General features: G+C 44.9%; 21 protein-coding genes. All 21 read left to right on the top strand.

The window, feature by feature from the left end; genetic code table 11:
- Window positions 1-137: 137 nt before the first annotated feature.
- The 21 genes from pnp (at window position 138) to M3191_RS04865 (ending at window position 24,917) form a co-directional block, all read left to right on the top strand.
- Window positions 138-2,261, top strand: coding sequence for a polyribonucleotide nucleotidyltransferase (gene pnp, locus M3191_RS04965; RefSeq protein ID WP_251698621.1), 2,124 nt, complete (start codon window positions 138-140; stop codon window positions 2,259-2,261).
- Between the two features lie 85 nt (window positions 2,262-2,346).
- Window positions 2,347-3,576 carry a M16 family metallopeptidase gene (locus M3191_RS04960; protein WP_251698619.1) on the top strand — a complete coding sequence of 410 codons (1,230 nt, stop codon included), beginning with the start codon at window positions 2,347-2,349 and terminating at the stop codon, window positions 3,574-3,576.
- 81 nt (window positions 3,577-3,657) lie between these two features.
- Window positions 3,658-3,933, top strand: a complete 276-nt coding sequence (locus M3191_RS04955; protein WP_251698617.1) for a YlmC/YmxH family sporulation protein — start codon at window positions 3,658-3,660, stop codon at window positions 3,931-3,933.
- Window positions 3,920-4,699: a hypothetical protein gene (locus M3191_RS04950; protein WP_251698615.1), complete on the top strand. Its 780-nt coding sequence runs from the start codon at window positions 3,920-3,922 to the stop codon at window positions 4,697-4,699. Before M3191_RS04955 ends, M3191_RS04950 begins: the two co-directional genes overlap by 14 nt.
- Before the next feature lie 12 nt (window positions 4,700-4,711).
- Window positions 4,712-5,296 carry a dipicolinate synthase subunit B gene (locus tag M3191_RS04945; RefSeq protein ID WP_251698613.1) on the top strand — a complete coding sequence of 195 codons (585 nt, stop codon included), beginning with the start codon at window positions 4,712-4,714 and terminating at the stop codon, window positions 5,294-5,296.
- Window positions 5,297-5,470: 174 nt separating this feature from the next.
- Window positions 5,471-6,505 (top strand): aspartate-semialdehyde dehydrogenase, encoded by a 1,035-nt coding sequence (locus tag M3191_RS04940; RefSeq protein ID WP_251698612.1) that lies wholly within the window; start codon window positions 5,471-5,473, stop codon window positions 6,503-6,505.
- Window positions 6,506-6,590: 85 nt separating this feature from the next.
- Complete coding sequence (gene dapA / locus M3191_RS04935; protein WP_251698602.1) at window positions 6,591-7,481, top strand: 4-hydroxy-tetrahydrodipicolinate synthase; 891 nt, start codon at window positions 6,591-6,593, stop codon at window positions 7,479-7,481.
- Between the two features lie 245 nt (window positions 7,482-7,726).
- Window positions 7,727-9,394, top strand: a complete 1,668-nt coding sequence (locus M3191_RS04930) for a ribonuclease J (RefSeq protein WP_251698600.1) — start codon at window positions 7,727-7,729, stop codon at window positions 9,392-9,394.
- A gap of 115 nt (window positions 9,395-9,509) precedes the next feature.
- Window positions 9,510-11,864, top strand: coding sequence for a DNA translocase FtsK (locus M3191_RS04925; RefSeq protein WP_251698598.1), 2,355 nt, complete (start codon window positions 9,510-9,512; stop codon window positions 11,862-11,864).
- Between the two features lie 161 nt (window positions 11,865-12,025).
- A complete protein-coding gene (locus M3191_RS04920; protein ID WP_251698596.1) occupies window positions 12,026-12,754 on the top strand; it encodes a GntR family transcriptional regulator in 729 nt (242 codons plus the stop codon).
- Window positions 12,755-12,923: 169 nt separating this feature from the next.
- Entirely contained in the window at window positions 12,924-13,979 is a 1,056-nt protein-coding gene (locus M3191_RS04915; RefSeq protein ID WP_251698594.1) for a BMP family lipoprotein, read from the top strand.
- A 159-nt stretch (window positions 13,980-14,138) separates the two neighbouring features.
- Window positions 14,139-15,677 carry an ABC transporter ATP-binding protein gene (locus M3191_RS04910; RefSeq protein ID WP_251698592.1) on the top strand — a complete coding sequence of 513 codons (1,539 nt, stop codon included), beginning with the start codon at window positions 14,139-14,141 and terminating at the stop codon, window positions 15,675-15,677.
- Window positions 15,670-16,716 (top strand): ABC transporter permease, encoded by a 1,047-nt coding sequence (locus M3191_RS04905; protein WP_251694765.1) that lies wholly within the window; start codon window positions 15,670-15,672, stop codon window positions 16,714-16,716. The genes M3191_RS04910 and M3191_RS04905 overlap by 8 nt, the downstream gene beginning before the upstream one ends.
- A gap of 1 nt (window position 16,717) precedes the next feature.
- A complete protein-coding gene (locus tag M3191_RS04900; RefSeq protein WP_251698589.1) occupies window positions 16,718-17,677 on the top strand; it encodes an ABC transporter permease in 960 nt (319 codons plus the stop codon).
- Between the two features lie 146 nt (window positions 17,678-17,823).
- Complete coding sequence (gene yfmF, locus M3191_RS04895; protein WP_251698587.1) at window positions 17,824-19,089, top strand: EF-P 5-aminopentanol modification-associated protein YfmF; 1,266 nt, start codon at window positions 17,824-17,826, stop codon at window positions 19,087-19,089.
- A 2-nt stretch (window positions 19,090-19,091) separates the two neighbouring features.
- Complete coding sequence (yfmH, locus tag M3191_RS04890) at window positions 19,092-20,390, top strand: EF-P 5-aminopentanol modification-associated protein YfmH (RefSeq protein WP_251698585.1); 1,299 nt, start codon at window positions 19,092-19,094, stop codon at window positions 20,388-20,390.
- Window position 20,391: 1 nt separating this feature from the next.
- A complete protein-coding gene (ymfI, locus tag M3191_RS04885; protein WP_251698583.1) occupies window positions 20,392-21,120 on the top strand; it encodes an elongation factor P 5-aminopentanone reductase in 729 nt (242 codons plus the stop codon).
- 209 nt (window positions 21,121-21,329) lie between these two features.
- Entirely contained in the window at window positions 21,330-22,127 is a 798-nt protein-coding gene (locus M3191_RS04880; RefSeq protein WP_251694760.1) for a YmfK family protein, read from the top strand.
- 17 nt (window positions 22,128-22,144) lie between these two features.
- Window positions 22,145-23,017, top strand: coding sequence for a helix-turn-helix domain-containing protein (locus tag M3191_RS04875; protein ID WP_251698581.1), 873 nt, complete (start codon window positions 22,145-22,147; stop codon window positions 23,015-23,017).
- Between the two features lie 55 nt (window positions 23,018-23,072).
- On the top strand, window positions 23,073-23,651 hold the full coding sequence (gene pgsA, locus M3191_RS04870; RefSeq protein ID WP_251698579.1) for a CDP-diacylglycerol--glycerol-3-phosphate 3-phosphatidyltransferase: 579 nt from the start codon (window positions 23,073-23,075) through the stop codon (window positions 23,649-23,651).
- A 12-nt stretch (window positions 23,652-23,663) separates the two neighbouring features.
- A complete protein-coding gene (locus tag M3191_RS04865) occupies window positions 23,664-24,917 on the top strand; it encodes a competence/damage-inducible protein A (RefSeq protein WP_251698577.1) in 1,254 nt (417 codons plus the stop codon).
- The last annotated feature ends 38 nt before the right edge of the window (window positions 24,918-24,955 follow it).

The raw sequence follows: 24,955 nt of genomic DNA, 5'->3' as shown, positions 1-24,955 counted from the left end.
TGTATACGAAAAGCGGGCCTTGCCCGCTTTTTTTTATTGAATGATATTTTTCGCATATGTCCTTCTTTTTTGATACACTACTACGTAATACATACTTCGTATGCTATCCATGTTTGAAATTAGAGAGGGGTACCATAATGACAGAACAAAAAAAGGTTTATTCATTTGAATGGGCTGGGAGACCGTTAACAATTGAAACGGGCCAGCTTGCGAAACAAGCGAACGGCGCTGTGCTTATCAGATACGGAGATACAACAGTCCTATCTACAGCGACCGCTTCGAAGAAACCGAAACCGCTTGATTTCTTCCCGCTGACAGTTAATTATGAGGAAAGACTATATGCTGTAGGGAAAATCCCTGGTGGATTCATCAAACGTGAAGGACGTCCTTCAGAGAAGGCTGTATTAACAAGCCGTCTCATTGACCGCCCGATCCGCCCGTTGTTCGCGGATGGATTCCGAAATGACGTGCAAGTCATTTCTCTCGTTATGTCAGTCGATCAGAATTGTTCTTCCGAAATGGCAGCCATGCTCGGATCATCACTCGCATTGTCGATTTCCGACATTCCTTTTGAAGGACCGATTGCAGGCGTGCAAGTCGGCCGCATCGATGGACAATTCATCGTGAATCCGACTCCTGAGCAATTGGAAATGAGTGAACTTGACCTTGTAGTCGCTGGAACAAAAGATGCCATCAACATGGTTGAAGCCGGCGCGAAGGAAGTTGCCGAGGATATCATTCTCGAAGCGATCATGTTCGGTCACGAACAGATCATCCAGCTGGTTGAACTCCAAGAGAAGATCATTGCTGAAGTAGGCAAGGAAAAGATGGAAATCACTTTATTCCAACTTGACGAAGAGCTGTTGGCTGAAGTGAAGAATAAGTGTGAGAACGATCTGATCAGCGCAATCCAGACTGAAGAGAAGCACGCACGCGAAGAAGCGATTAACGCTGTGAAAAATGAAGTGATGGACCACTATACTAATGTAGAGTCGGACGAAGAGACGATGAAGCAAGTGAAAAATATATTGGATCATCTTGTGAAAGAAGAAGTCCGCCGACTCATCACTGACGAAAAAGTCCGTCCTGATGGCCGTGGTTTGGATGAAATCCGTCCACTATCCACTGAAGTAGGCATTTTGCCTCGTACACATGGTTCTGGTTTGTTCACACGTGGACAAACTCAGGCGCTAAGCGTTTGTACATTAGGAGCTCTCGGTGAAGTTCAAATTATCGACGGTCTCGGACTTGAAGAGTCGAAGCGATTCATGCATCACTACAACTTCCCGAACTTCAGCGTAGGGGAAACAGGCCCGATCCGTGGACCAGGCCGTCGTGAAATCGGTCACGGCGCTTTAGGTGAACGTGCACTTGAGGCAATCATTCCTGACGAGAAGGAATTCCCATACACGATCCGTCTTGTAGCGGAAGTATTAGAGTCGAATGGTTCATCCTCCCAAGCATCAATCTGTGCCTCTACAATGGCGATGATGGATGCCGGCATCCCGATCAAAGCTCCAGTAGCGGGAATCGCAATGGGACTTGTGAAAAAAGGGGACAACTATTCCGTCCTTTCCGATATCCAAGGGATGGAAGACCATCTCGGCGATATGGACTTCAAAGTGGCTGGAACTGAAAAAGGAATTACAGCTTTGCAAATGGATATTAAAATCGAAGGACTATCCCGTCAAATTTTAGAAGAGTCATTAACTCAAGCGAAAATCGGACGGATGCACATCCTTGAACATATGATATCGACAATTTCCACGCCGCGTGAAGAACTATCACAATATGCTCCGAAGATCATCATGATCCGTATCAATCCTGACAAGATCCGTGATGTCATCGGACCTGGCGGAAAAGTGATCAATAAAATCATTGAGGAAACGAATGTTAAAATCGACACTGAACAAGATGGAACGATTTACATCTCTTCTCCTGATTCAAACATGAATGAAAAAGCGAAGGCGATGATTGAAAACATCGTACGTGAAGCAAAAGTCGGAGAGTATCATTTAGGTAAAGTGAAACGGATTGAGAAATTCGGTGCATTCCTAGAGATCTTCCCTGGTAAAGATGGACTTCTCCATATTTCTGAAATTCAGGAAGAGCGTACGAAGGCTGTTGAGGATGTATTGAAGATGGGCGATGAACTACTTGTAAAAGTCATCGAGATCGACAATCAAGGTCGTGTAAACCTTTCCCGCAAAGTCGTTTTGAAAGAAGAGAAAGAAGCGGCTGAAAAAGGGAAGAGCGAATAACTGATTAGCATACTATAATGGAAAGCCCCTCTTTACGATGGTGTGAAGATGGAGGCTTTTTATTCTTTTAAACGGGGGTAAAAAATTGATACAAAAAGAAATCAGCCATAACGGCATTAGAATCATCCATGAAAAAATGCCTTATGTTCGCTCATTGGCAATCGGCCTATTTGTAAAGGCCGGTTCCATCAATGAGACGGAAAAGGAATGGGGGCTCTCCCACTTTATCGAACATATGCTTTTCAAAGGAACGAAAACGCGCACCGCAAAAATGATAGCGGAACAATTCGACGGGATGGGCGGGGATATAAACGCTTACACGTCCAAAGAGATGACTTGCTATTATACAACGGTGCTTGATCATCATGCGGAAGAAGCGCTGACAATTTTGGCGGACATGTTTTTTAATTCGCGGTTTGACGAAATAGACATGCAAAGAGAGAAATCCGTCATCTTGGATGAAATTGCATCAGTGGAAGATACACCCGATGATGATGTCGATGAACGTCTTTGGTCTGTCATGTATCCGAAGCATCCGATAGGAAGATCTATCGGCGGAGTAAAGGAAACGATTGAACAATTTAATAAGGGAATGATCGAGCGTTATATCTCAAAGCATTACACTGCTGATAATATCGTCATTTCTATTGCTGGAAATTATGATGATAAATTAATCGGTTTCATCGAAAGCCTGTTCAGCTCATACGCAGCTGGCGGGAATCTGAAAGAAACGAATGAAGATTCCTATCCTGTTTTCCATAGCGGAAACACAACAAAATATAAAGAAATTGAACAGGCGCATATTTGCATCGGTTACCCCGGCTTGGCCCTTTCTGATGACAGACTCCATGATCTGATTCTGCTGGATAGCATTGTCGGTGGCACGATGTCGTCGCGGATGTTCCAAAAGATTCGGGAGGAGAAAGGGCTTGCTTATTCTGTGTTCTCCTATTATTCATCCTACTTGGCAACGGGCTCATTCGTCATTTACGGGGGTACCGGACCCGAACATTTGGAGGAGATGGTGTCGACGATGGATCAGCTCATTGGTGAAATCGTATCGGATGGGGTTACGGAGAAGGAATTGCATAATGCGAAAGAGCAATTGAAAGGCAGCTTCCTGCTTGGCCTTGAAAGTTCGGAATCGAGAATGCACCGGAATGGAAAGAACGAACTGATTTTATCAGAGCATAAGTCAATTGAGGAAGTTGTCGAACTGATCGATAATGTGCAGCTAGACAATGTCAATAAGATTGCATGTGAAACGTTTGCCCGTGAGCGTGCGATTTCAATCATCGCTCCCAAAAAACGGTGAAAGAATCGAATTGTAGAAATATGCAGCTTTGCCTCCCCTGAATCATATGATAAGTCAGGACAATTAGAAGGGGGCAAGGAAATGCTGCTATCTGAAATGGCGCAGAAAGAGCTTATTCAAGTAGAGGAAGGAATCCGCTATGGATTTCTTGCGGATACGGATCTAATCTTCAATCGAAAAACGGGAGCGATCATAGGCTTCGAAGTGAAAAAGAAATTTGGACGATTTCCATTCCGCAACAAAGAGCAAGAGACTTCGGAATTCATACCATGGAGTGAAATCGTATTGATTGGAGAACATCGAATCCTATTTGGAAAAACATATAGTATGGGGGAATTTGACATTGACGATAATTGACGGAAAGTGGCTGTTCATTGGAACGGACCTCAGATTATCTGAATGCAGCCGAATAATGGGAGAGAAAGGCTTCGATGTGTTCCACTATGATGGAAACAGTTATTCAGAACAGTTAGCCGGCATCCTTGATGAAATTACTCCCGATCATATCGTTTTTCCGATTCTGCAAATGGAAGACACCATTCCAGTGGACAAAATTAATAAATCTGCAATTCTTTATCCGGGAGTAGCCGCTAGTGATTGGCTCGCTCCTTTTTCGGAAGCAGGCTTCACTATCCGGCCGTATTTGAAAGAAGTGGAATTCGTCTGGGAAAATGCAGTTTTGACGGCAGAGGGATTTTTGCTTGAATACTACCCTTCAGCAAAACGACGTATTTCAGGTGAACACTTCTATATCGCCGGGTTCGGCAAAGTCGCAAAAATGACTGCAGCGGTCCTGGCATCGCTTGGAGCCTCTATAACCATAGTAGCGCGTTCCCCGGAGCAGCTTGGCGAAGCAGCTGCAATCGGCTACCAAACAATGCACTTGCCGACCGGGTCGGTTGATGTAAAAGGTATTCTCATAAATACGATACCCGCGAAATGGTTGCAAGTCGATGCAGATTCAACATTGCGCATTTATGATTTAGCATCTGCGCCCGGTTGCCTAAAGGGCAATTCCCCTGATGAATACTATACAATACACCTCGGATTGCCGGGAAAACACTTTCCGGTGGACGCAGCTAAGGCTTTGTCCGAAGCTTTGCTGAGGATGAATAGTAGATGAAAGGGGAAAAAAATGCTACAGGGGAAAAGAATCGGCCTTGGAATTACGGCCTCCCATTGTACGTATGACCAAATATTACCCGTCATTAGCAATTTGCAAGAAAACGGGGCGACTGTCGTTCCTGTCATTACACATTCCGTGCTCACTGCAGCGACACGGTTCGGTACAGGCGAGGAATGGATCGCAAGAATTGAAGAAGCAACAGGCGAAAAAGTCATCTCCACAATAGTAGGAGCTGAGCCATTCGGTCCAAGTTCCCCGGTCGATTGCATGATCATTGCGCCGATGACTGGAAATTCGATCAGCAAATTCGCTAATGCCGCTACAGATTCACCTGTATTGATGGCGGCGAAAGCCACGTTACGAAATGGCAGCCCTGTGCTGCTCGGCATTTCAACTAATGACGCATTAGGATTGAATGGACCAAACATCATGAAGTTATTAAACATGAAGAATGTATATTTCATTCCATTCGGTCAAGATGATCCTTTCAAAAAGCCGAACTCATTAATCTCCGATTTTACATTACTGGTCCCAGCTACGGCGGCCGCCCTCGAACACCGGCAACTACAACCACTGTTAATTATTCATAAATAAAAGTAAAGTTACAAAGCAGAAAAATTCATAATATGATATACTTTCTCCAATGAACTCTTATAGGGCGCAGGGTAGGGTTTTATTGATGCACAAGACGAAGATTTCTTCATTTGTATCAATAAACAATATACTGTATATATATCCGTCGGTCCTTAAAATGAAAGGGAGATTGAGATGAATAGAGAAAACTTGAATGTGGCAATCGTTGGAGCAACTGGAGCAGTGGGAACAAAAATTCTAGAAAAACTTTTAGAACGGAATTTCCCTGCAAGATCGATTAAATTGCTAGCTTCGAAGCGTTCGGCAGGAATGGAAATTGCTGTCGGCGGTCAAACATATATTGTTGAAGAAACGGTTCCTGAATCTTTTGAGGGCGTCGACATTGCATTTTTCAGTGCGGGAGGTTCCATCTCCCAAAAGTTTGCGCACGAAGCGGTGAAACGCGGTGCGGTCGTCATTGATAATACAAGCGCATTCAGGATGGATGAAAACATTCCACTCGTCGTACCTGAAGTGAATCCACATACATTGAAAAACCATACAGGGATCATTGCGAACCCAAACTGTTCCACGATTCAAATGGTTGCAGCGCTTCAGCCGGTCAAAGAGAAATTTGGCCTCAACCGAATCATCGTATCAACGTATCAAGCAGTTTCAGGAGCGGGTGCTGAAGCGATTGATGAACTAGACCAGCAGAGTACGCAATTTGCGGACCGTGCAAACATTAAAGCGGAATTGCTCCCAAGCGCTTCTGCAGAGCGCCATTATCCGATCGCGTTCAACGCCATTCCACAAATCGATGTTTTCGATGAATCGGGGTACACTTTAGAGGAACTGAAAATGATGAACGAAACGAAAAAAATATTTGGCGATCAGCAGATGGCTGTCACTGCCACGTGCGTCCGGTTGCCTGTCGTCACAGGACATTCGGAATCGGTATATATCGAAACGGATGATGAAAATGCCACTGTTGCCGATATCCGTTCTGCGATGGAAAATGCACCGGGTGTTATCGTCCAGGATGACCCATCTTCACAATTGTATCCGATGCCGTTATTCGCTGAAGGGAAAGATGAGATTTTCGTCGGCCGCATCCGCAAAGATCCGAAATACCCTGCCGGCTTCCATATGTGGATCGTTTCAGATAACTTGTTGAAAGGCGCGGCGCTGAATTCGGTTCAAATCGCTGAGGAATTGATTAAAAATTGATTGAAACGGTTGGTCCACGCCAATAGCAGGCTTGGGAGACCGAAGCATTTGCTTCACCATAAAGCCATGAAAAGGAATGGTCAGATTGGAACTTGGACAAATAGGCACAGCGATGGTCACTCCTTTTTCTAAGTCTGGAGCAATCGATTTTGACTTGACGGAACAGCTGATCGAGCATTTGATCGCGACGGGGACGGATTCCTTAATCGTCTGTGGTACTACGGGGGAATCACCCACGTTAAATCATCAAGAGAAATCGGAACTGTTCAAATATGCAATTGAAATCGTCGGAAAAAGGATTCCCGTCATTGCAGGTACTGGAACCTTCAATACCGCGGAAACAATCAAACTGACAAAACAGGCAGATGAGCTTGGTGCAGACGGAATCATGCTAGTGACCCCCTATTACAATAAGCCTGACCAAAAAGGGATTGTCACGCATTTTACCCATATTGCAAAAGAGACGGACCTGCCTATTCTTCTCTATAACATTCCCGGCAGAGCCGCGGTCAATATGGAGGCGGAAACCGTCATTGAATTATCGAAAATAAAAAATATCCGGGCTGTCAAGGAAGCTAGCGGCAGCCTCGATCAAATGTCCGATATCATATCTGGAACGGATAAAGGGTTCAAAGTTTACAGTGGAGACGATGCATTGACTTTGCCGTTATTATCCATAGGCGGAGATGGAGTCATTTCAGTCGCTTCCCATCTCGTAGGTGCCGAAATGCAGCAAATGATCAATGCATTCAAAGCTGGTGATACGGCAAAGGCTGCAATGATGCACAGAACATTGTTGCCATTATTCCATGCCGTATTTTCCGCACCGAATCCCGTCCCTGTCAAATATGCCCTTAACAAGATGGGGATTGAGACGGGCGGCGTCCGAATGCCGTTGACCGCTTTCGGAAAAGACTCCGCCGCCTTCGACGAAGTATGGAATAAATTCAAAAAAAACGAGCATGTTTTTCAATAAATTAAAGCCGGTAGCAATCACCGGCTTTTTTTGTTTGTGTAGTAGGGTCATTCTCACGTATAATGAAACTTAGTCGTTGTGGACGGGTTTTCATTAAACAAGAAACAACAGTTATCATTGAAAATGGACAGTTGGAATTTCACTTAGAAGTATAGGCGACGATAAAAAACACGCCAGAAAAACATACATAGACGGTTCATGATCCAACACCAGTCTTTTTCAAACAATGTATAGGAGGAAACAATGTGGCAAAAACAAAAAATGAAGTTATTAAAGTAATTCCGTTAGGAGGGGTCGGGGAAATCGGAAAAGCGATGTACGTCATCGAAATCGACGACGAGCTCTTTATCGTCGACGCGGGACTCATGTTCCCCGAAGGCGAAATGCTCGGTATTGACATCGTTATACCAGACCTGACATACATCGAGGAAAACAAAGATCGGGTAAAAGGTATCTTCTTGACGCATGGACATGAAGATGCGATCGGATCCATCGCCTATCTCCTACAAAAAGTGCAGGCTCCAGTATACGGTTCCAAACTGACGCTCGCGCTCGCCAAAGAGCATTTGAAAGATATGCCCGCACCCGCAGGAGTGAAATTCTTTGAAGTGACGAATAAAAGCAGGATGAATTTCAAAAAGACGTATGTGACATTCTTCCATACGACTCATAGCATTCCTGACTCCCTTGGCATCGTCTTCCATACGAGTGAAGGCGCAATCGTCCATACAGGAGAATTCAAATTCGATCAATCGGCAAAAGGGAAATATCGTCCGGACTTTGCAAAAATGGCAGCTTTAGGCGAAGAAGGAGTCTTCATTCTGATGTCCGATTCGAATGAAGCTGAACGTCCGGGCTATACAACATCCGAAACCGTAATTGAAGATCGGTTGTCAAATACATTTCATGGTGCGGAAGGGCGTATTCTCGTTGCGTTGTATGCATCCAATTTCATCCGGATTCAACAGGTTTTCGATAAAGCACTCGAAACAGGCAAGAAAGTCGCTGTCGTCGGAAAGAGCTTGGAAAGCTATTTTGAAGTCGGCATGCGGTTGGGGTACTTGCAAATTGACGAAGAAACGGTCATTTCCGTAAAAGATATCGGGAAGTATTCTGATGATCAAATCGTGATTATCGTAACGGGCAATCAAGGTGAACCGCTCGACGCGCTTGAAAAAATTGTCCGTAAACACCATAAGGATATTAAAATCAAAGAGACTGATACAGTCCTCATTACATTCACACCATCCCCGAGCATGGAAGTGTCCATGTATCAGATGGCGAATGAGTTGGCGAAAGCCGGAGCAAACGTCCTCACTGCTTCAAAGAATGTCCATGTATCTGGACACGGCAGCCAAGAAGATTTAAAAATGATGTTGAATCTGATGCAGCCGAAGTATTTCATTCCAATTCAAGGTGAGTATAAAATGCTGATCGCGCATTCAAAGCTCGCCCAGCAGGTAGGATTGCAAATGTCCCAGATCTTCATTGCGGATAAAGGGGATATTGTTGAATATAAAAACGATAAAATGAGGATGAGCGGCCGTGTGCAAGCAGGGAATATCCTCATTGATGGAATCGGGGTCGGAGATGTCGGCAATATCGTCTTACGGGACAGAAAGCTGTTGTCTCAAGATGGCATATTCACTGTCGTTATAACATTGAGCCGCAGACAGAAGAGAATTGCTGCAGGTCCCGAAATCGTCTCCCGCGGTTTCGTCTATGTAAGAGAGTCCGAGGAACTGCTCGATGAGTCGAGGAACCTCGTGAGGAAAATCGTGGAAAAGTATGTGAATAAAGATACGTTCGAATGGACAAACATAAAGCAAGAGATCCGTGATACATTAAGCTCCTATTTATTCCAACAGACGAAGAGAAGACCGATGATCATTCCAATCATCATGGAGTATTGAGATAGGTCTGCAACGGAACATAAACGGAGTCTGAACGGACACCGACAGAACTCGAGAAAAGGATTTCCATGCCGACCGGACGGCGGGAAATCCTTTTTTCAACAGGAGGAATGACATGTCTAAAAAAACGAAGAAAAGAAGAAAGGCGGCCGCAAAAAAGAAAAATGAAGGCCTCCATCCATTACTGTATGAAGTAGCGGGTTTGACGATGATCGGCTTCGCTATCATGATCATTTTTGAATTTGGCATTGTAGGAAGGGGTTTATCATCTTTTACAAGACTGCTATTCGGGAATTGGCATGGAGCTATTCCCCTTCTATTGATCGTCCAGGCCTTGCTCTTCATGGTGAAACGGAAGACGGTCGGATGGAAAAACCGGATTGTCGGGGGAAGCTTATTCATACTGGCAAGTTTGCTATTATTCAGCCACATCTATTTGTTCAAGGGATTATATGAAAGCAAAGTGCTTATGTCGAACTCGGCTTTTAAAGAGACGTGGAAAGTACTTGTCACGAACGAGGGGATCGTGTCGAGAAGCGGAACCCTCGGCGGAGGACTGGCAGGAGCGATGCTGTTTGCGCTCTTCCATTCGTTATTTGATTCGGCCGGAGCGACCGTTGCGGGAGTACTCCTGTTATTGATAGGTGTTGTTCTGCTCACTGGAAAGGCACTCGTCCCATATATTGCGGAACTTTATCCGAAGTTGCTCGCTTCTTTGAAATCCAAAACGGAACGTAAAGAAACGAAAACTCCTAAAAAAGGAAGTCAAACTGCACTCTCAAGAACGGCAAAGCGTTCCAAAAAGTCACATGCAGTTGTGGACGAGCAGGCGGATACTGCGTCTGTTGCCACTATTGAGGAGCAGGAAGAAATTCATTCGAAGCCGATCATTTCCGCATTTAATGAACGGATAGAGCCGGCAACTTCCAATGACGAGCATGCCGCGGTTATCGAGAAGGAAGTAGAGGCATCGCCAGCTATCGAACCGGAAACCGGCGATGTTCCGGCATATTCAATCATATCTGGCGAAGAGGAAAATGTTTCCTATATTCTGCCGCCTCCGTCATTGCTTAAGCAAACGCCAGCCAATGATCAATCTGCAGAATATGACTCCATTCACGCAAATGCGCAGAAATTGGAAAGGACGTTTTTAAGCTTTGGAGTGAAAGCGAAAGTAACTCAAGTCCATTTAGGGCCGGCTGTAACGAAATATGAAGTGCTGCCTGACACCGGCGTTAAGGTGAGTAGGATCGTCAGCCTGGCAGACGATATCGCACTTGCCCTCGCGGCGAGTGATATAAGAATAGAAGCACCAATCCCCGGAAAATCGGCGGTGGGAATAGAAGTGCCGAACAAGTCGGTTGCCATCGTCAGTTTACGGGAAGTGATCGATTCGAAGGAAAATAATCGACCTGATTCGAAGCTGAGTATCGTTCTCGGCAGAGATGTGACTGGTCAGGCAATGATGGCCGAATTGAACAAAATGCCGCACGTCCTCGTCGCAGGATCGACAGGAAGCGGGAAAAGTGTATGCATCAATGGAATTATCATCAGTATCTTAATGCGCGCCAAGCCGCATGAAGTAAAGATGATGATGATCGACCCGAAAATGGTTGAATTGAATGTCTACAACGGCGTTCCTCATTTGTTGGCGCCTGTCGTGACCGATCCTCGGAAAGCCTCCCAGGCATTGAAGAAGGTCGTTTCCGAAATGGAAAGAAGGTACGAGCTGTTTTCCCATACAGGCACTCGTAATATTGAAGGATATAATGAGCACATCGAACAGTGGAATGAGGAAAACGAAGAAAAGCATCCACGTATGCCGTACATCGTTGTCATTGTCGATGAGCTTGCAGATTTGATGATGGTGGCTTCAAGTGATGTGGAAGATTCGATTACACGTCTTGCTCAAATGGCGCGTGCGGCGGGAATACATTTGATTATAGCGACGCAACGGCCAAGCGTAGATGTTATAACAGGTATCATTAAAGCGAATATACCATCACGAATCGCTTTTGCTGTTTCTTCCGCCGTTGATTCAAGGACGATTTTGGACGGGGGCGGAGCAGAGAAACTGCTAGGACGCGGAGATATGCTATTTTTGCCTGCTGGCGCATCCAAGCCTGTCAGAGTTCAGGGAGCTTTCGTATCGGATCAGGAAGTGGAGGCTGTCGTCGATTTTGTTATTGAGCAGCAAAAGGCGCAATACCAAGAAGAAATGATACCGACAGAGGTGGAAGAGGTCCAGCCTCATGAGGAGACGGATGAACTCTATGATGATGCCGTCCAACTCGTCACAGAAATGCAGACTGCATCAGTCTCAATGCTGCAGCGCCGTTTCCGGATCGGCTATTCTAGAGCGGCTAGAATTGTTGACCAAATGGAGATGAGGGGCGTCGTAGGTCCTCCGGAGGGCAGCAAGCCGAGACAAGTCCTGACATCTACCGTAGACTCAGACTATCGTGCGTGAAAAACATGACAAAAGATGGACAATTTAAAAGGAATTCTTACAGTTTCAAGTTTTTTTGAAAAACAGATGTTTATTTTGGAGAAGTAAAATGATATAGTATGGATGATTGAGAAATGAGGTAACACATCAGAGGTCTTACCTCATCGGGAGGGGGGATATTAATGGTGGTAAAAACGGATCACAGGCATTTGTATGTCCAAGTGATCGAGCGGCTGAAAGAAGATATCGACTCCGGAGTCTTCAAGGAGAACGAAAGGTTCCCATCCGAATTTGAACTTGCCAGAACGCTTGGCGTCAGCAGGGCGACGCTTCGGGAAGCGCTCCGTGTCCTTGAAGAGGAGAAAGTCATCGTCAGAAAACACGGTGTCGGGACTTTTGTGAATCCGCGGCCATTATTTACATCCGGAATTGAGCAGCTATCAAGCGTCTCTTCCATGATATGTGATGCAGGAATGGTTCCTGGCACGATTTTTATGGAGGTGCAAGAGGATCTCCCAAACGATGAAATGGTTGGAAAGTTCGGCTGCGATGAAAATGATAGTCTTGTAACAATTAAAAGAGTTAGAACTGCAGACGGCGAGCCAGTCGTTTATTGCATTGATCATGTCCTATCAAAAAATCTGGACGGAGGATCGGATGTCATACTGAACGAATCCATTTTCGACTTGATTGAGAAATCCGGCCAGATCAGGATAGCTCAGGCTGTTGCGAACATCGAACCTGTCGGCTATGACGATGAAGCATCTTCCATACTAAGATGTGGAGTGGACATCCCCCTCCTTGTATTGCTTCAACATCATTACAGTGAGGAAGGCGAAATGGTCCTTTACTCCAAAAACTATTTCAGAGCTGATAAGTTCAGCTTCCATGTAGTACGAAAAAGGGTATAAGGCACATTTATGAAGCAGTCGGTAAGCATGCTGAGAATGACGGGCAACAAATGCAAGTGCATCGACCGCCTGTCTTTTTGACTGCCGACGGAGTGCTTTCCAAGTGTGCATTTAAGACGTTCACACGTCATATTTTAATACCAAAATAAAAAACAGGGAGGTCCAATCGGTGAGCAAACGTAAATACGGTCTTGCATTATCATTGGTACTAGCAGCTGGCACATTACTCGGTGCATGCGGCACAGAAAAAGAAAAAACAACTTCTAAAGGTGGAAACGAATCAGAGTTTTCACTAGCAATGGTCACGGATGTCGGCGGAATTGACGACAAATCGTTCAACCAATCCGCTTGGAAAGGTATCAAAGATTTCGGTGAGGCTAATGGTTTGAGTGAAGGCGACGGCGGATACGCATACCTTCAATCAAAAGGTGAAGCAGATTACACGTCCAACTTGAATGCGCTTACCCGCCGTGACTTCGATCTTGTTTTCGGTGTCGGATTCATGATGGAAGAAGCGATCAATACAATTGCTGGACAACAAGCTGATACAAACTTCGGAATCATCGATGGTGTTGTTGATCAGCCGAACGTGGCAAGCATCCTGTTCAAGGAACAAGAAGGTGCATTCCTTGCTGGTGTTGCTGCTGCATTGATGACAAAATCGGATAAAATCGGTTTCGTTGGCGGTATGGAAATTCCTGTTATTGAGCGCTTTGAAGCTGGATTTATTGCGGGCGTTGCAGCAGTAAAACCGGATATCAAAGTAGATGTGAAATATACTGGGGCATTTGACAAAGCTGAGCTTGGGAAAGCGGAAGCTGGCCGTATGTATTCATCTGGCGTAGATATTATCTTCCACGCAGCTGGTGGTACAGGAAACGGTGTCTTCACGGAAGCGAAAGAGCGTAAAGCTGCTGACAAAGATGCATACGTATGGGTTATCGGTGTTGACTCCGATCAATATGACGAAGGTCAAGTCGGCGATGACAACATTACGTTAACTTCAATGCTTAAACGCGTTGATGTAGCGGTTCAAGACATTGCGAAGCTTGCCCAGGAAGGCAAATTCCCAGGCGGTGAAACGAAAGTATACGGTCTTGAAGATGACGGTGTTACATTGGCGGATTCCCGCGGTGCGATTCCACAAGATGTAATGGATAAAGTGGAAGATTTCAAAAAGAAAATTGCTTCTGGTGAAATTGAAGTACCTGAGTTCGTTGAATAATTAAAAATGCGACAAAGGCCGGATCAGTCCGGCCTTTGTTGTGAAAAAAGCACTGAGGAAAATGACAGACTAAAAGGTTTTTACACAAAAGAACCTTTTATTGTGTTCATTTTAATAGCCAAATATAAAGAGAAACTATTATACGAGGAAGTGAAACCATTGGAATATGTCATTGAGATGTTGAACATTACAAAGCAATTCGGTAATTTCCGGGCGAATGACAACATCACCCTGCAATTGGGGAAAGGGGAGATCCATGCGCTTCTAGGTGAAAATGGCGCAGGGAAAACCACTTTGATGAATGTGTTGTTCGGGCTGTATCAACCCGAAGAGGGAGAAATACGCGTCAATGGAAAAAAGGTCAATATTACAAGTCCGAATGTTGCAAACGACCTTGGAATTGGAATGGTCCATCAACATTTCATGCTCGTCGAGAATTTGACGGTTACTGAAAATATCATTTTAGGCAATGAACCGAAAAAGATGGGTATCGTCAATAGTAAAGCCGCAGCAAAGAAAGTTGCGGAGATTTCTAAAACGTACGGATTGAATGTCGATCCATACGCAAAAATTGAAGATATTTCGGTCGGAATGCAACAACGAGTGGAAATTCTAAAAACATTATATCGTGGTGCAAATATACTAATTTTTGATGAACCGACGGCTTCTTTAACTCCCCAGGAAATACAAGAATTAATCGGAATTATGAAAAAACTAATTACTGAAGGAAAGTCAATTATCCTCATCACTCATAAACTTCAAGAGATCATGGATGTATCCGACCGGGTTACTGTAATCCGTAAAGGGCAGGGGATAGGTACGGTTGTCACGTCTGAAACAAATCCTGAAGAACTTGCAACGTTAATGGTAGGAAGACAAGTTACATTCAAGACGGAAAAAGGTCCTGCAAATCCGCAGGAAGATGTTTTAAGTATTGAAAACCTTGTTGTCGTTGACTATAGAGGCGTCGAAAAAGTGAAGGGCTTGAATTTATCTGTCCGGAAGGGCGAGATTGTCGGCTTGGCTGGAATTGATGGCAATGGGCAATCCGAATTAATTGAAGCGATTGCCGGCCTGCGGAAAGTGAAGAGTGGAAAGATCACCATCAATTCCAAAGATATTACCTCATTGAAAACGAGAAAAATAACGGAATCGGGTTTAGGTCATATCCCGCAAGACCGTCATAAACATGGGCTTGTACTTGACTTTTCTGTTGGCTACAATGCTGCCTTACAGGAATATTACCACCCACCCTATTCAAAAAATGGCCTCATGCATTATGACGTAGTGTCGGAAAAGGCTAAGAAAATCATTGAGGAATATGACGTAAGAACACAAGGTGAACACGAACTTGCCCGGGCATTGTCGGGAGGGAATCAGCAGAAGCTGATTATCGGACGTGAAGTTTCACGTGATCCTGACTTGCTTATTGCGGCATTGCCGACGAGAGGTTTAGATGTCGGGGCAATAGAATTTATCCATAAAAGGCTAATTGAACAGCGTGATAAAGGGAAAGCGGTTTTCCTTATTTCCTTTGAGCTAGATGAAGTGATGAACGTTTCTGACAGGATTGCAGTCATCCATGATGGCCAAATCGTCGATACGGTCATCCCTTCGGAAACGACCGAAAAGGAGCTAGGTCTATTAATGGCTGGGCATTCAAAGGAAGCGAAAGTAGGTGCGGATCGAGATGTCTAATAGAGTGATCAAAATTTTAGTACCGGCCATTTCGATCATCCTAGGTTTACTCGTAGGAGCAGTCGTCATGCTATTCAGCGGCTACGATCCTGTGGCCGGATATATAGCATTATGGAATGGTATTTTCGGAGATAGCTATGCGATCGGTGAAACAATCCGGCAGATCAGTCCGTATATCCTTGCGGGTCTGGCAGTCGCATTCGCTTTCCGTACAGGGCTTTTTAACATTGGTGTCGAAGGGCAGCTTATGGTCGGATGGTTTGCCTCGGCATATGTCGGTGCTGCATTTGAATTACCGATGTACATCCATTTGCCTTTCGCCCTATTGGCTGCTGCCTTGGCTGGGGCGCTTTGGGGCTTGGTGCCCGGCATTTTGAAAGCGACATTACGTGTCCATGAAGTAATTGTTACAATCATGATGAACTATGTTGCACTTCATGTCGTGAACGCATTAATCAAAACAGTATCCGGCGGAAGCTACAAGACGGATAAAATACAACCGACGGCTTCTTTGCGCTCGGAATTCCTCTCTAACTTGACCGATTACTCTACTCTCCATTTTGGAATTTTCGTGGCACTTGCCATGGTAATCGTCATGTGGTTCATTCTTGAGAAGACAAAAACCGGATTCGAATTGAAGTCGGTTGGATTTAACCAGAACGCATCCCACTATTCCGGGATGAACGTAAATAAAAACATTATTTTGTCCATGGTCATCTCGGGCGCTTTTGCAGGACTTGGAGGCGCCATGGAAGGCCTAGGTACTTTTGGAAGCATGACGAACCAAGGCGGGTTCACTGGGATCGGGTTTGACGGGATTGCCGTAGCTTTACTCGGTGCCAACTCCCCACTCGGCGTCATCTTCGGTGCATCATTGTTCGGTTCATTGAAATACGGAGCGAATAATATGCCAAATGCGGCTAGCATTCCACTAGAAATCGTTTCAATCGTCATTGCACTTATCATCTTCTTCGTTGCGTGCGGATATATCATCCGGGTAGCGCTGGAACGATTGAATAAGAAAAAGGAGGCGAAATGACATGAGCTTTTTGGAAGTGCTCTATTTTATCGTGCCGACTTCGATCGCTTATGCCGCCCCTCTCATTCTCACTGCCATCGGAGGCGTGTTCTCTGAACGATCCGGTGTGGTCAATATTGGACTTGAAGGCCTTATGGTCATGGGCGCGTTCATAGGGATTGTCTTTAATTTGGCTTATGCAGACGTCTTCGGTTCATGGACGCCATGGATTGCTTTGTTGGTTGCTATGCTAGTTTCGGCTATCTTTTCGATTTTGCACGCCATTGCATCTGTCTCATTCCGAGCGGACCAAGTCGTTTCCGGTGTGGCCATCAATATGCTCGGTATAGCAATTGCCTTGTTTTCTGTGAAAATGATGTTCGGAAAAGGGCAGACAGATTTCATCCAGAAAAAAATTCCGCGTATCAATATACCGATACTGCAGGATATTCCTGTAATCGGACCGATGTTTTTTAAATCAGTATACGGCACTTCGGTATTGGCGATAATCGTCGCTGTGATTGCCTGGTTCGTCATCTATAAGACTCCGTTCGGGCTCCGTCTTCGTTCAGTAGGAGAGCATCCGATGGCAGCAGACACGATGGGCATCAATGTTACGAAAATCCGTTATACAGCAGTTATTTTATCAGGTGGGTTAGCTGGTATAGGCGGTGCAATCTACTCTCAAACAATGACTGGAGACTTCGGTCATGCGACGATCAACGGCCAAGGATTTATGGCATTGGCGGCGATGATTTTCGGTAAGTGGCACCCGATCGGTGCGATGGGCGCAGCATTATTCTTTGGGTTTGCCCAAGCGCTTGCAATCAGTGCGGGATCGATTGATCTTATTAAGAATATCCCGACGGTCTACTTCCATATCTTGCCGTATGTTCTGACAATCCTTGCCCTTGCAGGGTTTATCGGAAAAGCAAATGCTCCAAAAGCGAATGGTATTCCTTACATCAAAGGCAGCCGATAAACGACTAACTACCGCTTGGTTCCAAATTTATTGGATACCAGGCGGTTTTCCGTTTTGGAAAAATGCGTTTATTTTGCTATACAGATATGATGAAATGTATATTGTAGAAGGGTATTCGTATAATAAAGAAAAAACGAGGTGTTCGTATGTTTACAAAGGTCGAGCTTCAAAAGGGAGTCAATTTATATATACGCAGGACGGAGCAGTTTAAAACGATAACAATGTCCATCAAATGGCTGTCTGAACTTGATGAGAAACAGGCTGCATACAGGGCGGTCTTATCAAACGTACTCCAAGATTCGAGCGCTGATTATCCAAAACAAAGCGATTTACGGAAAGCGCTGGACGAATTATATGGTACCGTATTCTACATGGATGCAGGGAAACGAGGCAGCTCACATATCATCTCATTGAATATGGAATGTGTAAACGACGAATACCTATCGACATCAGGCGTCTTCGATGAAGCATTGAAAATGATGAGTAGAATCATCTTTAATCCGAATTTAAAGGACGGAACATTCGATGAGTCCGTCGTTAACAGGGAAAAGCGGACTGTGATTGAAAGGATCAGATCCATATATGACGATAAAGGAAGGTATGCGCATAAACGCATGCTTGAACTGATGCGTCCGAACGATCCTGCTTCAATGTCTGCAAGCGGAACGGAAAAGGATGTTGAAAGCATCACAACTGCGTCACTCCTGGATACATACAAGAGAATGTTGGATGAAGATGAAATCGACATTTATATCGTTGGAGATGTCCAAGAGGATGAACTGGCAGAAAAAGTAAAATCAATGTTCGGTTTCCCGGCAAGAGAAGCTGCGAGGAAACAATATGAACAGCCCGACATGAAGAATACAGAGGCCCGCCAAGTATTTGAACGGCAGGATATGAAGCAAGGGAAGCTGCAAGTCGGATACAGCACCCCCGTTTCCTTCTTCCATCCAGATTACCCTAAAATGCAAGTTGCCAATGGTGTGCTTGGCGGGTTCGCTCATAGTAAATTGTTCATGAATGTGCGGGAAAAAGAAAGTATGGCATACACTGTAAACAGTGCGTACGCAGCATATTACGGCATTGTATATGTCATGGCGGGAATTGATGCGGACCTCGAGGAGAAAGCCGTAAAGTTGATCGGTGAACAGATCGACGCTCTGCAAAACGGAAACGTTTCCGATTTGGAGCTTGACCAAACAATCGCCTTATTGACGAACAGCATCCGCAGCGCATTCGATTCTGCAAGAGGCCAAATCGAATTGTACGATCAATACAAACAATTGGATGAAAATTTCACGGCCGATAAATGGATTGCTCAATGGGAGGCGGTCTCAATCGAAGATGTTCAGCAGATGGCATCTCAGATCCACCTGGAACTCATCTACTTGTTATCGGGAAGAGAGGCGTAATGATGGAAAAAATTACTTTTGACAACTTACAGGAAACCCTATTCCACGAAAGGCTTGACAATGGCCTGCACGTGTATATATTGCCTAAGCGTGGATTTTCGAAGACGTATGTGACGTTTACGACGAAATATGGTTCAATCGACAGGACGTTCATTCCTAGGGGCAAGGAGGAATATGTTACAGTGCCTGACGGGATTGCCCACTTCCTGGAGCATAAGATGTTCGATAAGAAGGATGAGGACGTATTCCAGAAGTTCGGCGTCCTTGGCGCTTCCGCGAATGCATTCACTTCATTCACGCGAACATCCTATTTGTTCTCCACGACCAATAACTTATATGAAAATACTAAAGTGCTGCTCGATTTTGTGCAGGAGCCTTATTTCACAAAAGAAAAAGTGGAGAAAGAAAAGGGCATCATCACACAGGAAATTACGATGTATGATGACAATCCTGATTGGCGGAATTATTTTGGGACGATTCAAAGCTTATACAAAGAATTTCCTGTCAATATCGATATTGCGGGAACCGTCGATACAATCCAAGAAATTACTGCAGAGCACCTGACTGAATGTTATGAAACGTTTTATCATCCTTCGAATATGACTGTATTCGTCATAGGTGCTGTAGATCCGGATGAAATGATGAGCTTTATCCGAGAAGACCAAAACAGCAAGGAGTTTTCCGAGCCCGAAGAAATAAAACGGAAGTATCCTGAAGAGCCAAAAGAAGCGAACAGGAAGAAAACTGTGCTGGAAATGGATGTTCTAAGACCAAAATTCAATTACGGTATGAAGTGCAATCATACAATTTTGGATGGAGATGAAATGCTCCGCCAGGATTTGTCGGTTAATCTTCTCCTCGATATTTTGTTCGGGAGGACTTCAGAATTCTACACAAAGGCGTACAATGATAATTTAATTGATGAAACATACCACTATGATTTCGTATTCGAGAAAGGCTTCGGATTCGCAATGGTTGAATCGGATACGGATAACCCGGAAGAGTTGGAAGCGGCAGTTCGTAGTACGATGAAGTCATTGGCAGAAAAATGGACGATTACTGAGGATGATCTTAATCGCGCGAGAAAACGAAGAATCGGTCAATTCATGCGTTCGTTGAATTCCATTGAATTTATTTCCAATCAGTTCACTCAATACAATTTCAATGACATGAATTTATTCGATGTTGTGCCGACACTTGAAAATATTGAAATAGGACATTTAAAGGACGCATTCGCAACAATCTCCAACGAAGAAAGCCATACCGTCATGACAATCATTCCCGGTTCAAAAGAAGACTGAAATGACTAGACACGCGGTGATTCTCGGTTCATCCGGAGGAATCGGGGAGGCGGTTAGCCGCAAACTTGCCGATGACGGGTGGACCTTATATCTTCATTACAACCGAAACGAAGAGCGGGCGCTGGACTTGCAGAGGAAACTGACAGAAAAACATCCTGAACGAGACTTCCGCATTGTACAATCGGATTTTTCGAAGGAGGATGGCGCCTGGAGGCTTGCAGAGCAAGTGGGACAAGTCCAAGCGATTGTTGTCGCTCTCGGGCAGTCGGTGTTGAAATTATTGACCGACACGAATAGCGATGACATGGATGCTTTATGGCTTGTGCATATGCGGAACCCCGCACTGTTCATAAGCCTCACATCCCCCCAGTTGCGCAGCCATCCCGTTTCATACGTCCTATTCATCGGTTCGATTTGGGGGAATACGGGTGCAGCAGGGGAAGTGATGTATTCCGCCGTGAAGGGAGCCCAGCATGCATTCGTCAAAGCGTATGCAAAAGAGGCAGCTTATACGGGAACACGGGTGAACGCCATTGCGCCTGGCTGGATCGAAACTGAAATGAATAGCGAATTGTCATTGGATGATAAACAACTCGTCCTGGATGAAATACCTCTTCAGTCAACCGGCCAGCCTGAGCAAGTGGCTGATCTTGCTAGCTTCCTTCTCAGCGGAAGAGCGGATTATATGACGGGGGAAGTTTTGAAGCTCAATGGCGGATGGTATATCTGAACTTGAAATCAGTACGCAATTACGCCGTGATGTAATTGATGTTATAGGGGAGACAATTATCCCCTTTTTCTTTTTTCCTTTTCTTCAGCTGTCGAATCCGTTATTATAGAACTAAGTTGCGTCTTTTGCGTCCTACTACTTGAACCGTTCTAAAAGGGGCCGTATAATCAAATTCGCTATAGTGAAAATGGTTCGGAGGGGTGTGTCGAATGGGTGAATGGTATGTCGAATATGAGATACAGGTGAATCGGCCAGGCTTGCTCGGAGACATCGCTTCCCTATTAGGGATGCTGCGCGTCAATATTGTAACGATCAACGGTGTGGACGGCGGACATCGCGGCATGCTAGTCCGAACTGAGAATGACGATCAGATTAAGCGCTTCGAATTAATTGCATCCACGATGGAAACCATTCAAGTGAAAAAGATCCGTGAACCGAAATTGCGCGATATTTTGGCAGTGAGGCATGGACGTTACATTCAACGGGATGTGGATGATCGGAAAACATTCAGATTCATTCGCAGCGAATTGGGTGTCCTCGTAGATTTCATGGCGGAGCTGTTCAAGCAGGAAGGCCATAAATTGATCGGCATCCGGGGTATGCCTAGGGTCGGAAAGACGGAATCCGTCGTGGCCGCAAGTGTGTGTGCGAATAAGAAATGGATTTTCCTTTCTTCCACGATGATCAAACAGACCGTACGGAACACCTTGGCGGGAGATGAGTTTTCGAAGGATAATATATTTATCCTCGACGGCATCGTCACGCGTAAATCCGGTGATGAAAGGCATATGCAGCTTGTCCGTGAAATGATGAGCATGCCTACCATCAAAGTGGTCGAACACCCTGACATGTTCGTTCAGCATTCTGAATACGACATGGAAGATTTTGATTATATTATCGAATTACGGACAGACCCCGACCAGGAAATTACATATGAAATGATGGAGAAAAACCATATGATGTCCGATGTAGGACCAATGGGTGGGTTTGGTACGTTCAACTTTTAAACAGGCAGGTGATAAAATTGACCGGATTAGGTGATCGTCTTAAAGAGGCGAGAACAGCTAAAGGATATTCACTGGATGATTTGCAATCGATAACTAAAATTCAAAAACGGTACCTTTCCGGTATTGAAAATGAAGATTACAGCATGATGCCCGGCGCTTTCTATGTACGTGCGTTCATCAAGCAGTATTCGGAAGCTGTCGGTTTGGATTCCGATGAAATGTTATCCTTATATAAAGAATCGGCCATGCATGAAAAACTCGAAGAAGAGAATGCGCAGCTCACTCCTCCCATGTCGAGAAGCCGCGGATTAGGCAACAGCCGTCTAAATGAGTTGTTTCCGAAACTTATTGTGGCATTATTCATTATCGTCATCATCGTTGTTATCTGGACATTCTTCCAAAAGAACGCTTCCAATAAAACGGGGATGGATGTGGAGCCGGACAATCCAATTACGATGGATAGCAATCAGCCGCCTGCAGGCAATACCGATACAGACGGCGGTGCGTCTGGTGACGATTCTGATAAGGAAGAGACGACTGAGACCGATCCAGAACCAGAGGAAGTAGTGAAGGAACAAGCTCTCACGTACGTAGGCACAAGTGGGGAAGATTCTACGTATACTTTGACGGACGCTGATGAATTCAAGCTGAAAATCGATACATTTGGAGATACTTGGATAGGCGTACAGAACGAAAACAAAGAAGAACTCACAACGCAAGCAAGGGTTATGAAAAACGGCGAAACGATTGAGTTGGATGTTTCGGATGTTGAACATGTACGTATTCGTGTTGCGGTGACCTCATTTGCGGATATCTATGTAAATGGGGAAAAGCTTGAGTATGTAACAGACAAGTCACCGCAAAACATTTTTATAGAATATGAGAAATGAAAAATAGTCATCTACAAAGATGACTTTTTTCATTCCGGAAGGATAGGTGAGTCTATTGAATTTACCAAATAAAATTACAGTGTCCCGAATTGTGCTCATCCCGATATTCATTATTTTCATGGTGGTGGACTTCGGATTAGGATCATTTGCAATTGGAGGCACCATTCTCTCCGTGGAGCATCTGATCGGTGCGTTGTTGTTCATCATTGCCGCAGCAACAGACTGGTTCGATGGCCATTTGGCGAGGAAATATAATCTTGTAACGAATATGGGGAAATTTCTTGATCCGCTCGCGGATAAACTTCTCGTTTCAGCTGCGCTCATCATTTTAGTTGAATTGGGATCTGCCGCTTCATGGATCGTCATCATTATCATCAGCAGAGAGTTCGCCGTCACGGGATTGAGGCTTATCCTTGCGGGTGGCGGTGAAGTAGTGGCAGCAAACCAATTGGGGAAAATAAAAACAGCGACTCAACTGGTCGCTATCGCTTCGCTATTGCTTAATAACATTTTCTTTGAAGCGATCAATTTTCCATTCGGTTCGATCATGCTTTATATTGCCTTGTTCTTTACAATTTGGTCAGGCGCGGACTATTTTTATAAAAACCGGAGGGTCTTACTTGACTCCATGTAAGGAGATGTCGGAATGAAAGCGGAAATCATCGCAGTAGGATCGGAGCTTCTATTAGGCCAGATTACAAATACGAATGCGGCGTTCATTTCTTCACGTCTTGCAGAAGCCGGCATCGATGTGTACTACCATACTGTCGTCGGGGACAATCCTAAAAGGTTAGAGGAAGCGATAATGATTGCGCAGAACCGTGTCGACCTTATCGTCTTTTCAGGAGGGCTAGGTCCGACAAAGGATGATTTGACGAAAGAAACGATTGCCAAGATGCTTGGGGCTGAACTTGAAAGCGATCAGTCAGCACTATTATCCATTGAAGCGTATTTCAATCGGACAGGCAGGATAATGACTGAAAATAACAAGAAGCAGGCGCTTGTGCTCTCTGGTTCGACAGTTTTGATGAATAATCACGGGATGGCACCCGGAATGGCTATTGAAAAGAATGGTATAAGTTATATTTTAGTACCTGGACCGCCTCATGAGATGGGACCGATGTTTGAAAATGAAGCGATTCCCTATTTACTCGGGACTTTAGGGAAACGTGAAGTCATCGTTTCCCGTGTATTGAAATTTTACGGAATTGGCGAAGCAGAGCTCGAGTATCGGGTCCAGTCGATTTTGGAGAACCAGACAAATCCGACAGTTGCCCCTTTGGCATCACCAGATTCAGTGATTTTACGATTAACTGCAAAAGCTCAATCGATTGAGGCGGCGAAAAACTTTATAGCGCCTGTAGAAGCAGAAATCCGTTCATTGGTCGGTCAATTCATCTACGGCACAGACGATGATACGTTGTCATCAAAAGCGGCTGAATTATTAATAGGAAGCCAGTTGACAATCGCCGCTGCTGAAAGCTTGACAGCTGGTCTCTTTATGGCGGAATTGGCTGATGTACCAGGCATCAGTTCCTCCCTGAAAGGCGGCGTGGTCGTCTATGATGAGGAAGCTAAGAAGGTCCAGTTGGATATTCCTGCTTCCTTGCTGGATGAGTTCGGCGTTGTCAGTCCGGAATGCGCAGCGGCACTTGCGCGGAATGTAAAACGGAAATTCGGTTCGGACATCGGCATTGGATTGACGGGTGCGGCCGGACCGGATCCGCATGACGGAAAACCGATGGGGACTGTATGGATCGGGATTACTTTGCAGGATGGAAAAGTGGAAACATATAAACTGAACCTTTCAGGATCCAGAAATGCCAACCGGAAACGCGCAGCCAGATTCGCTCTCTATTATCTCATTCAAGAAATGAAGAAAAGGGAATCGGGAATTTGATTTTTGCCCCCTATTCTCATTTAAAATACATTTTTGAG

This window comes from Sporosarcina luteola (assembly GCF_023715535.1).
Classification (GTDB): Bacteria; Bacillota; Bacilli; order Bacillales_A; family Planococcaceae; genus Sporosarcina; species Sporosarcina luteola_B.
This window is presented reverse-complemented; position numbering and strand designations above follow the sequence as displayed.

Bases quoted from the DNA above. Each gene is read 5' to 3' on its own strand.
- M3191_RS04920 (WP_251698596.1), top strand. From the start codon at position 12,026: ATGGTGGTAAAAACGGATCACAGGCATTTGTATGTCCAAGTGATCGAG.
- ymfI (WP_251698583.1), top strand. From the start codon at position 20,392: ATGACTAGACACGCGGTGATTCTCGGTTCATCCGGAGGAATCGGGGAG.
- M3191_RS04880 (WP_251694760.1), top strand. From the start codon at position 21,330: ATGGGTGAATGGTATGTCGAATATGAGATACAGGTGAATCGGCCAGGC.
- M3191_RS04905 (WP_251694765.1), top strand. From the start codon at position 15,670: ATGTCTAATAGAGTGATCAAAATTTTAGTACCGGCCATTTCGATCATC.
- M3191_RS04865 (WP_251698577.1), top strand. From the start codon at position 23,664: ATGAAAGCGGAAATCATCGCAGTAGGATCGGAGCTTCTATTAGGCCAG.
- M3191_RS04945 (WP_251698613.1), top strand. From the start codon at position 4,712: ATGCTACAGGGGAAAAGAATCGGCCTTGGAATTACGGCCTCCCATTGT.
- pnp (WP_251698621.1), top strand. From the start codon at position 138: ATGACAGAACAAAAAAAGGTTTATTCATTTGAATGGGCTGGGAGACCG.
- yfmF (WP_251698587.1), top strand. From the start codon at position 17,824: ATGTTTACAAAGGTCGAGCTTCAAAAGGGAGTCAATTTATATATACGC.
- M3191_RS04900 (WP_251698589.1), top strand. From the start codon at position 16,718: ATGAGCTTTTTGGAAGTGCTCTATTTTATCGTGCCGACTTCGATCGCT.
- M3191_RS04940 (WP_251698612.1), top strand. From the start codon at position 5,471: ATGAATAGAGAAAACTTGAATGTGGCAATCGTTGGAGCAACTGGAGCA.
- yfmH (WP_251698585.1), top strand. From the start codon at position 19,092: ATGGAAAAAATTACTTTTGACAACTTACAGGAAACCCTATTCCACGAA.
- M3191_RS04925 (WP_251698598.1), top strand. From the start codon at position 9,510: ATGTCTAAAAAAACGAAGAAAAGAAGAAAGGCGGCCGCAAAAAAGAAA.
- M3191_RS04955 (WP_251698617.1), top strand. From the start codon at position 3,658: ATGCTGCTATCTGAAATGGCGCAGAAAGAGCTTATTCAAGTAGAGGAA.